Origin of the sequence: Campylobacter concisus (assembly GCF_015679985.1) — a bacterium.
Lineage (GTDB): Bacteria > Campylobacterota > Campylobacteria > Campylobacterales > Campylobacteraceae > Campylobacter_A > Campylobacter_A concisus_AC.
The window spans coordinates 1,417,335-1,431,986 of the sequence record NZ_CP049239.1 but is presented as its reverse complement, the minus strand read 5'-3'; the positions used below and the strand labels follow the sequence as shown (position 1 = coordinate 1,431,986).

Sequence of the window (14,652 nt, the reverse complement as noted above, 5' to 3'; positions counted from 1 at the left end):
TTTAGATATAAATTTTTGGTATGATTTTAAAAAAAAATGCTTAAAAAAGGGCTAAAATGGCGAAAAGTTACATCTGTGTCTTTGACTGCGAAACGATACCTGATGCAAATTTGATAAGAAAAATTTACGGCATTGATGGGAGCGACGAAGATGTGAGCGTACAAGCGATGATGCTGCAAAAAGAGGCCAGTGGTAGTGAGTTTTTGCCTGTGATGTTTCATAGAGTTGTGGCGATCTCTGCTGTAATGGCTGATGAGTACGGCAAATTTTTAAAGGTTAGCACGATGGAGGGCAAGGACGAGCGCGAGATCATCGCTAAATTTTTAAAATTTATAAATGATTATAACCCAAGGCTTGTTAGCTTTAACGGCCGTGGCTTTGACCTACCGATGTTAATGGTACGTGCGATGCGCTACAATCTAAACGCGGCGGCATATTACGAGAGCGAAAACAAAGAGCTAAATAAAAATAAATGGGAAAATTATAGGGCAAGGTATTCGCCTAAATTTCATCTTGATTTGCTTGATTTTATAAGCGATTTTGGAAGCGTAAGAGGACTAAAGCTTGATACACTTTGTGCTAGCTTAAATTTACCTGGCAAATACGACGTGCACGGCGATCAGGTGCTTGAGCTCTACTACGCAGACGAGCTTGATAAGATCAACGAGTACTGCGAAAGTGACGTGCTTAACACCTACTGGCTCTTTTTAAAATTTGAGCTTTTGCAGGCAAATATCTTGCAAGATGACTATATAAATCACCTAAATGTGATGAGTGAATTTCTAGCCAAACACTGCGCTCACAGAGGATACACCGAGGTCTTTTGCACTGCGATAAGCGACGAGCTAGCTAGACTTAATGGCAAGCTTGATTACGAGATAAAGATCCAAAAAAAAGACGATGAAGAATTTGACGATTTTAGCGATCTTGATGGTATGAAAGATACGCCAGAGCAGTTAAATGAGCGTTTGGCAAGACAAGGGCTTGATGGGCTTTTAAAAAAAGCGAGTGAGGTTGCGTCAGCTGCCAAAAAAGATAAGAGTTTTGCCGAAGAGAAACTACCTGAAATAAATTTGGACGAAGAGTAGAAATTCTATACTTTTAGGCCGTAAAATATCTTTTGCTACTCTATGGAATTAATATCCTGATCCGCGGAATATCATGGGTATTCAAATCCAAATTCATACTCTTTTAAAACTCCATTAGAAAAGATGAATTTCTCGTAATAAAGTGGCATGTCAAATTCTTGCAAGAGGTTGCTCTCGTTTTGCTCAGTGATGTAGGTGACGATAGAGGTGGCATTTTCTTCTTGTAGATCGTTTGGCTTACCTAGCTTCTTTAAAATTTGCTCTTGTTTGTCACCAAGTTTGATGCCAGAATTTGTAGTGAAGTCTTTTATTTTGCTGGAATTTATATAATCTTTAGTCAAATTTTTATCAAAAAATTTGACATTTATCCTTTGGACTTCACCGCTACCACCACAACAAAAATCGAGCGTCATTATCTGTGTTCTTGATAAATTTATGAAGCTTGCCTTTTCGCCATCTAAGAAATATTTGATTTTTTTAGATGATAAATTACTTGTAGGTAAAATTTTACCTACTTTGATTTTGTCTATGCTTGTTGTGCGCGGTAAATTTTCACTAGCTGTTAAATTTAGAAAACCTAAAATTATAGATAGTATTAAAAAATGTCGTGTCATGTTATTCCTTTACTGTAATTTTTTTGGAGGCTTAGAGTTATTTGGATTATTTTTTATGTTAATAGTAGCATGAATGCTCTTTTTGGGTGCCAGTAACTCCAATACAACCAAGTGTTCCTTTGCTGTTACCATCGGGATGAATTCTTAGAAGTGATCTTTCAGTTTTAAATTGTGGATTTAGGTTAAAACTAAAACCCACTCCATGAATATTCATACCAGGATTATAATCTTTGTCTTTTCTTCTGTTTCTATATGTATCAACTGTATATTCTCCATTTTGTGGAGCACCGCTTCCAAATCCACCAGCTACCATTGTAATGGACAGTATAATGTCATCATTTTCTTTTAAATATAAAAGTCCATTTCCCATTTTACTATTTTCCATTGTTCCTTCGATTAATATGTTGTATATCTTATTATTGACATCAACCCCAACCCCCTCATCTCCATCTTTCCACATACCTTTATCTACTCTAGTTAAACTCTTTGATTCATTAAAAGAGTTAATAAATTTATCCATATTCTCTTTATTTAATAAATTTATACCAAGCTTATCATCTTTATCTGCATTAGACTGATTATTAGAGCTTTCTTTTTTTGCATAAATTTTATAGCTCTTATTTGTCTTCTCATCACTTTTTAACTCTTTGCTTAGCTTATCATCTTCATAGATACTTATCTCATTTGATGAGATATTTTTATTTATATATAAGTAATTATCATTTTTTATTAAAGCATCGTCTTTATCATCACTAAGCTTTAATTTAGCATCAAATGCCTTCTCTTTTATAGCATGCTCAAACTCATATATAACTAGCTTATCATTACTAAATCCAATATGTAAAGGTATCTTTATATCTATCCTTATATTGTTTTTGCCATATCTTGTATAAAACTTAAATTTATCCTTATCACCTTCAAGATATGCAAAAAATACTATAGTATGACCACCTTGTTTTAGCTTATCTAGATCATCTTTTTGTATAACATCTGAAATTTTAAATGTTATCTCTTTGCCTTTTTGATCTTTGAGAGCTACTACATCTTTTGGATTTGATTTGGATAGCTCATCATACTCTTTACTTTTTATGACCTTATATCCCCAAAGTATCTCTTTATATCTCTTACTACCTTTTTCTTGTTTATATATAGCCTTTAAACATATTGGTTCATTTGTCTTAAATGGATACTCACTATCAGAGATTACATTTGTTATATGATCTGTTATATCTCTTAACGAGACCTTATTGCTATAGCAAAAGTTAGAGCTACTCTTATCTTGATATCCTAAAGATATTACAGCTGTATCAGTGTGAGCATGAATATCTTTAGTGCTATAAACTTTACTTAGATCACTTGAATAAAGTATAAATTTAGTATCTCCTTTATTCTCTTTATCTATTGGGATATTAAATGTAGCTGTATATGAGTTTTTGATATCTGAGTCTTCATTTTTTACTAAAGATATACTCTCATATATACTTTTATCAAAGCAGTGATGAAGATATATCTTATCTATATCTTCACTTGCCTTACCATCTTCGTTTTCAATGATGAGATTGTTTATTGTAAGAGTAAGACCTGAACTTGATGCTGATGTAGGCACTACATTATTGCCATGAGCTAGACGAAGCTTTATATCAAACATAGCTGAGTCTTTATCATCTCTTAGGGTAAAGTTATTCTCTTTAGCGAAATTTAATAAAGAGAAATTTAGGTGTTTGTTTTTGGACGTTTGGTCTTCAAAGTACTTCATACTTATAACGCCATCTTCTAGTTTATACTCTATATCATCGCTATTTTGCTTTATGCTAGTAAAGGTAGCACCATTTATCTTATCTTTTTCATTTTTGTTTTCTTGATAGAGTATTACCGTATCTTTGCTCTTTGCATTTTTAAATTTTATCTCTTCATTTTTACTATCTTCGTAAGAGTCAAATTTAAAGTCAGTAAGTATTAGCTCGCATAAATTTACCTTGCCATAGTTTGGCCTACTAGAATTTAGCTCTTTTGGGTTTAGCTCGCTGCAATCAAATGGAGTCTGACTAGCTAGCACAACGGTAAATTCGCTCTTTTTAGATTGAAAGACTCTAATAGGAGTTGTCATCTTTCTTGGACATAGCAAGAGTATATTTTCTTGTTTGTAAAATTCCTCCTCTCTTTGCCTTAAAAGCTTATTTATTCTTGAAGTGTTTGAAGCATTTGAGCTGATTAAATTTACGCAGTATATGTTTTCAAGGTTAAAGGTCTTTGTACTTTGAGTACTTAATAAAGAATTTATCTTTGTAACAAATGGCTGAAATAATGCCTCACATTTTGATGTACCTGGTGCGTTTAAATTTGATCCATTTTCTTGAAGCTTTATAAATTCTAAATGAGTGACGTTCTGGATGATCTCTTTATTGTTTTGATTTTTTAATTTATATTTTGCTTTGGATATATTTAAATGACTAAAAACATCTATGCACTCGGCAAAATTAACATTTTGTTCATCACTTTCATAAAGCCCAAACTGATTTGAAATTTTTTCTCGCAAAAGAGATATTTTATTGCTTACTTCATCACTAAAGCTCTCATATGCTAGCCAAAACCAGGCCTTAAAACGATTTTTGCTTTTGATATGGCTTGCTAGAGGGATGGATCAATATTACTTTTCTTGCTGATATAAAGAAGTGCTAAAAGTGCGACATGCTCTCTTGAAATTTGGCTGTTTTGCGTATCTGAAGTAAGTGAAAGGGCTTGTAAATTTTTAAGTGGCGAGTTGTTTAATTTTTGATTTATCTCTTGGATTAGCGGCGTAAGCTTTTGCTCCAAGATGGCATTTAGTTGATCTTCCGAGCTAAATTCAAACTCAGGCAAAGTATCGGCACTTCCAGACTTTGTATAAGCCTCTTTTGCGGCGTCATTTATCTTTTTAAAAAGTTCATCTGTATTTATCTTTTCTATGGTAGTCGTACTCGCGGTGTTAGCAATAGCTCGCTTGACATCTTTTATGACTTTGTCTTTGTTGTTTTTATAAATTTGAGCACAAATAAGTTCTATATCATCTTTTAGACTAAAGCCATATCCAATGAGTAGTTTGTTGTTAGATATAAATGGTCTGCTTATATCATTGTCATATGAAAATTTTATAATATCTATTAAAGTCCTTTTAAAATTTACATCATTTCTGGGCGTTAGAGGCATTAAACTTCCTTGGAAATTTTTGCTAAATATTAGCACAAACTTAAAAAGTATTCAACAATAAAACTTTATAGTAAAAATTTATGTCAAAAACATAAATTTGTATGTTTTTATTTTTGACAAGGCTATTTAAAAGGGCTTGTAAATTTAAAGCGCCTTTATAAACTCTTTAAATTTATCGCCTCGCTCGGCATAGCTCTTAAACTGATCAAGACTTGCAGCTGCCGGGCTTAGAAGCGCTATCTCGCTAGTCTTTAGCTCTTTATTTATCTCATTGACAGCATTTTGTAAAAAATCGCATTTTAAAGCCGGTATGCCAAATTTAGTCGCTAATTTCATGAGTTTGTCACTATTTGAGCCAATGGCGTAAATTTTTACTCTTAAACTCTTTAAGCCTTCAAAAAGTGGCGTCATATCAACACCCTTATCATCGCCACCAAGTATTAGATGTATGAAATGATCTTTGTAGCGTTTAACGGCCTGTATGCTCGCGTCTATGTTAGTCGCTTTTGTGTCATTGACCCAGATTCTGCCATTTTTATCATTAAATTCTTCGAGCTTGTTTGCTTCAATAACAAAGGTATTTAAAAGCGCGACATCGCATCGGTCAAATAAAATTTTCTCCACCGCTAATGCAAGCAGTGCATCAAGTAAAAATGGCGTTTTGAAATTTATATCATCTACGCTTACACCGCAAAATTTAGCCAGATCGCTCTCGTCTTTGTAAGCGATCACTTTTGCCTTTGTTGGCGTATTGGCGTAAATTTCAGGCACGATCGCCACGCTGCTTTCGCTCATGCTAGCAAGCGGCTTTAGCTTAGCCTTTTCGTACTCGCTCATGTCGCCATGCCAGCTTAGATGATCTGGAGTGATGGGCAAAAGCACGTAGATACCTGGTGCGGCGCGCTTTGTGTAGTGCAGGGTAAATGAGCTAGTCTCTAGTATCCAAATTTTAGCGTGCGGATCTAAATTTGCTAGTGCGATACCAACATTACCGCCCATGACTGAGCCCTTGCTCTCTAGTAGGTGCTGCGTCATCTTTGTGGTCGTAGTCTTGCCGTTTGTGCCACTTATCCAGATATTAAATGGCAGATTTTCTTTATAAATTTCATAAAAATAGTCATACTCGCTTACCAAATTTCTAGCTTTTTTAATAAGCTTGTGATGAGGCGGGATACCCGGACTTGGTATCTCTAGGCTGCTTTTTGCTGGATCAAATTCGCTAACTGGCAAAAGAGTGTTGCCAAACTCATCTTTTGAAATTTCACTAAATTTATCATCATAGATATCCCAAAGGCCGTCTTTTGTGAAATTCTTTGCGATCGCCTTTATCGTGCCACCGTAGCCAAATAGCGATTTTCTCATGACTTTCCTTATCTGATCTTTAGCGCAGTTAGTGCGATTAGATTTGCTAAAAGTGCGATGATCCAAAAGCGAACGATGATCTTATTTTCCGCCCAGCCTTTTATCTCAAAATGGTGATGTATAGGCGCCATGAGAAAAATTCTACGTTTGAAAATTTTAAAGCTGCCCACTTGTAAGATAACGCTTAGAGTCTCAACAACAAAGATGAGGCCGATGATGATAAGTAAAATTTCATTTTTTGTCGCAACGCCCATAAAACCGATATATGCTCCAACGCTCAAACTACCGCTATCGCCCATAAAGACTTCGGCTGGATGGCAGTTAAACCACAAAAAGCCCATCAATGAACCAATTAGGGCTGAAGAGACAACAACGCTTTCACCAACGCCTATGATCTTTGGCAAGAGTAAATATGAGCTAAAAACAGCGTGTCCGCAGATGTAAGCAAAAACGCCAAGTGTTAGAAGCGAAAATATAGATGGCACTGTAGCTAGCCCGTCAAGCCCGTCTGTTAAATTTACCGAATTTGAAGCAGCGACTATGACTAGTGTCCAAAAGAAAATGGCAAAAATTCTTAAATCCAAAATAGGTTGCTTAAAAAAAGGTAGATAAAACTCGGTGCTAAGCTCGTGACTTGCATATAAAAAAATAGAAATAACAAAGGCTATTAAAAATTGAAAAAAAAGCTTTGCTTTTGGGCTTAGGCCGGCGTGGTTTTTTGCTCCTAAAATTTTGCTGTAATCGTCCTTGTAGCCAAGCAGTGTAAAGCAAACTAGGCAAAAGAGAGATGTTAAGACAAATGCGTTATCAAGCCTTGCACAAATTACCGTGGAAAGTACGGCTGTGAAGACAAAGACAAGTCCGCCCATGGTCGGCGTTTTGGCCTTTTTTTGGTGAGTTTGTGGGGCAAGCTCATAGATAGGCTGGGCGGCGTTTTTTGCCTTTGCCCAAGTGATAAATTTGGGCATCAAATAAGTTGTGAGTGCAAAAGCGATGAAAAAAGCGATACCAGCACGGACGGTGATATATTGAAAGATATTAAAATTTAAAATTTCATAGATATAGTAAAACATGAGAGCCTTTATTTTTAAAAAAAGCAATTTTAGTATAATGGCCTTAAAAATTATCTAAAATTAAGGATAAATTTTCAAAATGAGTCAAAAAACTATTTTAATAATAACTGATGGTATTGGATTTAATAAAAGCGGTAAATTTAACGCATTTGAGGCGGCTAAAAAGCCAAATTACGAGAAATTTTTTAAAGAAATTCCAAACTCACTTATAAAAACTTCTGGAAACGCTGTGGGACTACCTGAAGGGCAGATGGGAAACAGCGAAGTAGGGCATATGTGCATAGGAAGCGGACGAGTTTTGTATCAAAATTTGATCAAAATTTCACGCAGCTTCGCTGACGGCTCGATATCAGAAAATGAAGCCCTAAAAGCTCTTTTTAAAAAGTGCAAGAAGATCCACGTCATAGGGCTTTATAGCGATGGTGGCGTGCACTCACATATGGAGCATTTTGATGGTATGTGCGAGCTTGCTAGTAAAAATGGTTGCGAAGTTTTTGCTCACGCTATCACCGACGGACGCGACGTTAGTCCAAATAGTGGCATAAATTTCATAAAAAGCTTGGAAGCTAAATTTAAAGTAGCGACCCTTTGTGGAAGATTTTACGCGATGGATAGGGACAAACGCTGGGAGCGCGTAAAAGAGGCTTATGATAGCTTGGTAAATGGAGCAAATTTAAGCAGCTTATCGCCAAGTGAGTATCTACAAAAAAGCTACGATGAGGGCGTGACAGATGAGTTTGTAAAGCCAGCAAGCTTTAATGGCTTTAAAGGCATAGGCGAAGATGACGGCGTGATCTTTATAAATTTTAGAAATGATAGAGCAAGAGAAATTTGCCAGGCTCTGGGCGAGGAGAAATTTAGTGAGTTTGAGCGACCTTTTGCTATCAAAAATCTAATCACCATGACCGAATACGACGCAAATTTTAATTTTGAAGTGCTATTTAAAAATAAAAAGATAAACAACACTCTAAGCGAGGTCATAGCAGCGGCTGGACTAAGGCAGCTTCACACGGCTGAGACTGAAAAATATGCCCACGTAACATTTTTCTTTAATGGCGGCGTCGAGGAGCTAGCCAGCAACGAAACGAGGGTGCTCATCCCTAGTCCAAAAGTAAAAACCTACGACGAAAAGCCAGAGATGAGCGCTGCTGAGGTTTGCAAAGCCGTGCTAAAAGGTATGGATGACGAGCAAGACTTCATCGTTGTAAATTTCGCAAATGGCGATATGGTAGGGCACACTGGCAACTATGAGGCCGCTATAAAGGCAGTTGAAGCGGTAGACACTGCTCTTGGAGAAATTTACACTAAAGCAAAAGAGAAAAACTATGCGATGATCATCACTAGCGATCACGGAAACTGCGAAGAGATGCGTGATAGCAGCGGTGAGCTACTGACAAACCACACGACTTATGATGTCTTTTGTTTTGTGATGGCTGATGGCGTAAAAAAAGTAAAAAACGGCGGTCTAAACAATATCGCTCCTAGTGTTTTAAAGATCATGGGGCTTGAAATTCCAGCTGAGATGGACGAGGCGTTAATATAAGAGGATGGAACTAGTCGAGTTTTTTGGAGCGGATAAAGTCATAATATTTATGCTCCTTTTTGCGCGTCTTAGTGGGCTTATCGTATTTTTTCCATTTTTTTCTCACAATCAAATCCCGCTTAGCGTAAAAACTTTACTAGTTTTTGCCCTTTGTGTTGTACTTTTCCCGCTCTCACACGCCCATGAGCATGCTATAAATTTTTTGATCATGGAAATTTTAAGTGAGGCCATGCTTGGACTTTGCGCTGGGCTTTTGCTAAATATCGTTTTTGCTATACTTCAAATGGCTGGCGAGCAGATCTCTATGATTATGGGTTTTTCGATGGCTTCAGTGCTTGATCCGCAAACTGGTACAAATTCGCCAGTGATCGCAAATATTTTAAATTTTATCGCACTTCTTGCATTTTTGATGCTTGATGGGCACCATTTGATATTACAGTTTTATTCCACTTCACTTTCTGCTATACCGCTTGGAGATTTTTATCCAAGAAGTGGTGTGATGAGCTACGCTATAAAGCTTTTTGGAAATCTTTTTATGTTTGGATTTGTTCTGGCTTTTCCTATTATCGCGCTTTCTATACTTTCAGATGCTATTTTTGGAATGCTTATGAAAACTATGCCACAATTTAACTTATTAGTCGTTGGTTATCCTATTAAGGTAAGTATCGGCTTTTCGGTTTTGATAGCTATTTTAGCTGGCATTATAAAAATCATAACTGATATGATGGTGCAGATTTTAAACGATATGCCAGCACTATTTTTTTAAGTAAATAGCAATGAAATTTATCATAAAATACAGCCTCAAGCTCTTCAAGGAGGGATCATGAAAGTTGCACTTGTAAACAAAAACCCCGCAGTTTCTCGCCTTATAACGTTAAGTTTAAATAAGCTAGGCATAGAATATAGCGAATTTGACGATGTTAATAGTGTTGGAGATCAATTTGATTATATTATCATCGATAGTGATATGGATAGCAGCGATGTTAATTTAAATCAAAAGATAATGTATCTAGCACCTAGAGGCGGTGAAAAGCCTGATTTTGCTGATGTTATGCTTGAAAAGCCCTTTTTACCAACAGAATTTATTAGTTTATTTGAACAAAATAAAGATACTGACAATGATAAAGAACTTAAGCTTGGACTAGATGAGCCTGCAAATTTTAATGACTTTGACGAAAGCAATAAAAACTTTGATGATTTAGAAAATTTTGAGCTTCCAGAAATTGACATGGGTCTTGAAAATTTAGCAAAAGAAGATGATAAGGCAGATAAATTTGATAATGAGGCTTTAGATGATGAGTTTTTAAAAGAGGAGCTAAGTGAGCTAGAGACCGAGGATTTAAAGGATAAAGATATCAGTTTTGATGAAACAGACACTGAACTCATAGATGATGATATGATAAATGACATAGCTAGCAAATATATGGCTGATTCAGAAGATATAGACAAATCCTTAGAACAAAACAATGAGCCACCCGTGATAAAAGAAGAGCATAGTGATAACTTTGATGAGCTTAGTTCACTTGTAGATGAGATAGATGATATGGACGAGAGTGACTTGGCGGATGAAGAGGCGAAAAACGAGCTTGATAAAATGGTCGAGCAAAATTCTCAAAATTTAGAAACTGCCGAGCTTAATGAAGACTTTGTAGATGATATAAGCCAAAGTAAAAAAGAGCTCAGCGAGATCGAGTCTTTGGATAAAGAGCTAAACGAAGAAGCTAGCGAAGATAGCGAAAATTTTGATGAGCTAGAGACTGATTTTGGCAATGATGAAAATTTTGAGCCTGAAAGCAGCGAGGCAAATTTGATAGATGAAGCTAGCCAAAATTTAGAGGAAGATATAGATGAAGAATCTACCAAAGAAGCAGAGGACATTTCTTTGGGTGAAGATATAGACCTTGAAAAAGAGCCAGCTAAAGAAGATCATGAAGAAATTTCTGAAGAAGTCCTTGCTCAAGAAGATCTAGGCATGGTAGATGAGGTGTTTGAGGAAGAAAATTTTAAAGAAGAGACGTTGGGTAGCCTAAATTTTGATGTAGCGTCTATTGAGGAAATAGATGAAAATACGATGCAAGCAGCATTTGGATTAAATAATGCACCACAAACTAGCTCATGCGATGAAACAAAAATCGATGCTGACTATAAAGAAGAGCTAACCAAAAAGATCACAAAACACGTCCATGAGTCGTTAAACGAAAGCTCGCTAAGAGATGTGCTAAAAGATATGAACATAAAGATAAATATAAGTTTTGAGGAAAAGTAGTTGCAAGGACAAATTTTAGTAGTTTCTGGGCCTAGTGGAAGTGGGAAAAGTACGCTTTTGGGTCGTCTTTTAAAGGAAGAGAAGGATCTTTATTTTTCTATTTCAAGCACGACTAGAGCAAAAAGAGAAGGCGAAGTCGATGGGGTGGATTACTATTTTATAAAAGAAAATGAGTTCAAAAGTGGCATAGAAAAGGGCGAATTTTTAGAATGGGCGCAGGTGCATAAAAACTATTATGGAACGAGTCTAAAGCCAGTTTTAGCAGCACTTGAGGCTGGAAAGATAGTTATATTTGACATAGACGTGCAGGGTTTTCACATCGCACTTGAGAGATTTAGAAGCTACATAACTTCAGTTTTTATCACGACTGCAAATAAAAAAGAGCTTAAAAAACGCTTGAAAAACCGCGGAACTGATAGCGACGAAACGATAGAGAATCGCCTAATGAACGCGGTTGGTGAGATGGAGCACATCTTAGAATATGATTATTTTTTGGTAAATGATGACATTGAAAAGAGTTATAAGGGTCTAAAATCAATTCTTAGAGCGATGAGGTTAAAAAGCGCGAAAATAGACTTAAGACGCGTTATTGATGAGTGGATAGATTGCTAGAAATTCAGGAATTTATGATAACATTTTGAAAAATTTATTGAGGAGAAAAAATGGGTTCTTTTAGTATTGGTCACTGGCTAGTTGTTTTAGCGATTATTGTTTTACTTTTTGGAGCGAAGAAGATCCCAGAACTTGCAAAAGGACTAGGCAAAGGCATAAAGACTTTTAAAGCTGAGATGGAGGATACAACCCCTGAAAAAAGTGAGAAAGTCGAGCATAAAGAAGAGAATGCCGATAGTCAAAAAATAGAAGAAACAACTAAAAACGCATAGGTTTTAGAGTTGAAAAATAAAATAAAAGCTGAAATTTCAAAGGTTTTAGAGCGTGAATTTGTGCTTGAAAAGCCGAAGGATAAAAATTTAGCCCACTATGCAACGCCTCTTTTTAGCCTTGCAAAGGAGCTAAAAAAGTCGCCAGCTATGATAGCTAGCGAGTTTGCCGATAAATTTAGTGGCAGTAAGATAGTCGAAGCCAGTGCGGTAAATGGATATTTAAATTTCAAGCTAAAAAGCGAATTTTTAGATGAAATTTCAAAGCAAATTTTGCTAGATAGCGAAAATTTTGCAAAAGAAGATACGAAAAAAGATAGCTATTTAATAGAATACATCAGTGCAAATCCAACTGGGCCGCTTCACATCGGGCATGTTAGAGGCGCAGTTTACGGCGATACTTTGGCAAGACTTGGCAAAAGACTTGGCTACGCTATCTCAACAGAATACTATATAAACGATGCTGGCAATCAAATCGATCTGCTCGGCACTTCGATATCGCTTTCGGCAAAAGAGCAGCTTTTTAACGAAAGCGTCGTCTATCCAGAGAAATACTACCGAGGCGATTATATTTTAGATATTGCCAAACTTGCAAATGAGAAATTTGGCAAGGAAATTTTTTATGATGAAAGTAGAAACCTCGAGCTTGCCGAGTTTGGCAAGGATATCGTGCTTGAGATCATTAAAAAAGATTTAGCGGACGTTGGGATATTTATAGAGAGCTGGGCTAGCGAGAAAGCTCTTTATGATGGCTTAGAGCCAACTATAAACAAGCTAAAACGTTCAAATCAAATGTATGAAAAAGAGGGCGCTACTTATATCGCTTCAACCACGCTTGGCGATGACAATGATAGGGTTGTGGTTAGAAATGATGGTAGACCGACATATCTAGCTGGCGACATTATCTATCATAACGCCAAATTTGAGAAAAATTTCGACCACTACATAAACATTTGGGGTGCAGACCACCATGGATATATCGCAAGGCTAAAGGCTGCGATAAATTTCCTTGGATACGATGAAAACAAGCTTGAAGTGATACTTATGCAGATGGTTAGTCTACTAAAAGATGGCAAGCCGTATAAGATGAGCAAGCGCGCTGGCAATGCCGTGCTGATGAGCGATATCGTAAGTGAGATCGGTGCTGAGGCGCTTAGATTTATCTTTATAAGCAAGGCAAATACGAGTAGTTTGGAATTTGACGTGGATGAGCTTAAAAAAGAAGATAGCTCAAATCCTATCTTTTATATAAACTATGCTCATGCTAGGATAAATCAAGTCTTTACAAAGGCTGGGAAAAATGTTCAAGATGTAATCAATGCAAACTTCGAATGCCTAGATGAAAATGCTAGAAATTTACTTTTTGAGGCGCTAATCTTGCCTGAAATTTTAGAGGACGCTTTTATCTCAAGGCAGCTTCAAAAGATCCCAGACTATCTGAAGTCCCTAGCTGCTAGTTTTCATAAATTTTATAACGAAAACCGTGTGGTTGGAAATGAAAACGAAGATAGCTTGCTAAAAGTTTTTGCAGTTGTCGCTATCTCGATAAAAACAGCATTTAATATAATGGGAATTACAGCTAAAGATAGGATGTAGAATTTGTATTTATTCTGACTAAACGCAACAAAATTAAATTTGAAAAAAGGTTTATTTAAAAATATCTCAAACTCATGATGCTCTTGAGAATTTAAACGCCTTTTTTCTCAAATATAATCGCGATAGTTTTTACTATGATCTTTATCTCCAGCCAAAGTGACCAGTGTTTGATATAGTAAAGATCATACATTAGTTTTTGTTTGGCGTCGTGTGTATTTGAGCCATAAGGGTAGTTCACCTGCGCCCAGCCAGTTATCCCTGGGCGAACGATGTGGCGTTCATTGTAGTAAGGGATCTCTTTTTCAAAGAAATTTATCCAGTGTCTTCGCTCAGGCCTTGGACCTATCAGATGCATTTGTCCTCGAAAGACATTTATACACTGCGGCACCTCGTCTATACGAGTTTTTCGCATAAATTCGCCAAACTCAAATACTCTCTCATCATTTTCGCTAGCAAATTTTGCTCCATCTTTCTCGGCATCTTCCATCATCGAGCGAAATTTAATGCACTCAAATTCCTTGTTATCTAGCCCAACTCTACTTTGTAAAAAGTAAAGACTTCCAGGCGATTGCTCGTCTATCTTTCTCTTTACATAAAATTTTAGACCAAAAAGCAAGAGAAAAAGTATCAAACAGCCAGCATAATCGATCATTCGCTTCAGTGCGTAATCAAAGGCACCATAAGGCCTTATCTCATCTAAAAAATTAAGATTTTCGCCATTTTCTGGGATATAACATTTTTGTAGATAAATTTCTAAAAAATTCTCTACGTTTAGAAATTTTATCTTTTTATACTTCGTTTTAAACTGCAAAAGCGTGAGAAATCTCACCAGTTTGCCATCAACTGGCTTTGCGGTATTTAGCACGATCAGCCTTTGATCGCCTGATTTTATGAGATTTTCTAGTGCGTTTCGCAAGGCTTTTGCGTCGCTATTTTCATGGGATAAAAAATTTACTTGACCAAATTTCTTTCTAAGCTTTTCTAGTTCTAGGCTGGTAAAAGTATATTTTTCGCCAAGGATGATCATAGGCCTATCCCTTTAT

General features: G+C 36.3%; 13 protein-coding genes. 7 read left to right on the top strand and 6 right to left on the bottom strand.

Annotated elements, in window-relative coordinates; genetic code table 11:
• The first annotated feature begins 56 nt into the window (after positions 1 to 56).
• Complete coding sequence (locus G5B98_RS07190; protein WP_196086512.1) at positions 57 to 1,088, top strand: 3'-5' exonuclease; 1,032 nt, start codon at positions 57 to 59, stop codon at positions 1,086 to 1,088.
• Positions 1,089 to 1,159: 71 nt separating this feature from the next.
• Here G5B98_RS07190 and G5B98_RS09290 read toward each other — a convergent pair whose 3' ends face one another.
• From G5B98_RS09290 to mraY, 5 genes are all read right to left on the bottom strand, one after another.
• Entirely contained in the window at positions 1,160 to 1,702 is a 543-nt protein-coding gene (locus tag G5B98_RS09290) for a hypothetical protein (RefSeq protein WP_198425252.1), read from the bottom strand.
• Between the two features lie 58 nt (positions 1,703 to 1,760).
• Complete coding sequence (locus tag G5B98_RS07180) at positions 1,761 to 4,238, bottom strand: hypothetical protein (protein WP_196086511.1); 2,478 nt, start codon at positions 4,236 to 4,238, stop codon at positions 1,761 to 1,763.
• A 92-nt stretch (positions 4,239 to 4,330) separates the two neighbouring features.
• On the bottom strand, positions 4,331 to 4,888 hold the full coding sequence (locus G5B98_RS07175; RefSeq protein WP_196086510.1) for a hypothetical protein: 558 nt from the start codon (positions 4,886 to 4,888) through the stop codon (positions 4,331 to 4,333).
• Between the two features lie 144 nt (positions 4,889 to 5,032).
• Positions 5,033 to 6,250, bottom strand: coding sequence for a UDP-N-acetylmuramoyl-L-alanine--D-glutamate ligase (gene murD / locus G5B98_RS07170; protein ID WP_196086509.1), 1,218 nt, complete (start codon positions 6,248 to 6,250; stop codon positions 5,033 to 5,035).
• A gap of 8 nt (positions 6,251 to 6,258) precedes the next feature.
• Entirely contained in the window at positions 6,259 to 7,323 is a 1,065-nt protein-coding gene (gene mraY, locus G5B98_RS07165; RefSeq protein WP_196088165.1) for a phospho-N-acetylmuramoyl-pentapeptide-transferase, read from the bottom strand.
• A gap of 79 nt (positions 7,324 to 7,402) precedes the next feature.
• Here mraY and gpmI point away from each other — a divergent pair, with 79 nt between their 5' ends.
• Genes gpmI through argS form a run of 6 tightly spaced genes read left to right on the top strand, consistent with a single transcriptional unit; the run spans position 7,403 to position 13,609 of the window.
• Positions 7,403 to 8,866 (top strand): 2,3-bisphosphoglycerate-independent phosphoglycerate mutase, encoded by a 1,464-nt coding sequence (gene gpmI / locus G5B98_RS07160; protein WP_196086507.1) that lies wholly within the window; start codon positions 7,403 to 7,405, stop codon positions 8,864 to 8,866.
• A 4-nt stretch (positions 8,867 to 8,870) separates the two neighbouring features.
• The gene (fliR, locus tag G5B98_RS07155; protein ID WP_196086506.1) at positions 8,871 to 9,632 is read left to right on the top strand and encodes a flagellar biosynthetic protein FliR; all 762 of its coding nucleotides are present in this window, start codon (positions 8,871 to 8,873) and stop codon (positions 9,630 to 9,632) included.
• Between the two features lie 57 nt (positions 9,633 to 9,689).
• The gene (locus tag G5B98_RS07150; RefSeq protein ID WP_196086505.1) at positions 9,690 to 11,132 is read left to right on the top strand and encodes a Highly acidic protein; all 1,443 of its coding nucleotides are present in this window, start codon (positions 9,690 to 9,692) and stop codon (positions 11,130 to 11,132) included.
• Positions 11,133 to 11,744: a guanylate kinase gene (gene gmk / locus G5B98_RS07145; protein WP_196086504.1), complete on the top strand. Its 612-nt coding sequence runs from the start codon at positions 11,133 to 11,135 to the stop codon at positions 11,742 to 11,744.
• A 50-nt stretch (positions 11,745 to 11,794) separates the two neighbouring features.
• Positions 11,795 to 12,016 (top strand): twin-arginine translocase TatA/TatE family subunit, encoded by a 222-nt coding sequence (tatA, locus tag G5B98_RS07140; protein ID WP_021091616.1) that lies wholly within the window; start codon positions 11,795 to 11,797, stop codon positions 12,014 to 12,016.
• A 9-nt stretch (positions 12,017 to 12,025) separates the two neighbouring features.
• Positions 12,026 to 13,609, top strand: coding sequence for an arginine--tRNA ligase (argS, locus tag G5B98_RS07135; RefSeq protein ID WP_196086503.1), 1,584 nt, complete (start codon positions 12,026 to 12,028; stop codon positions 13,607 to 13,609).
• 91 nt (positions 13,610 to 13,700) lie between these two features.
• On the opposite strand, the gene G5B98_RS07130 is transcribed toward argS, so the two are convergent.
• Positions 13,701 to 14,636 carry a sugar transferase gene (locus G5B98_RS07130; RefSeq protein ID WP_196086502.1) on the bottom strand — a complete coding sequence of 312 codons (936 nt, stop codon included), beginning with the start codon at positions 14,634 to 14,636 and terminating at the stop codon, positions 13,701 to 13,703.
• Between the last annotated feature and the right edge of the window lie 16 nt (positions 14,637 to 14,652).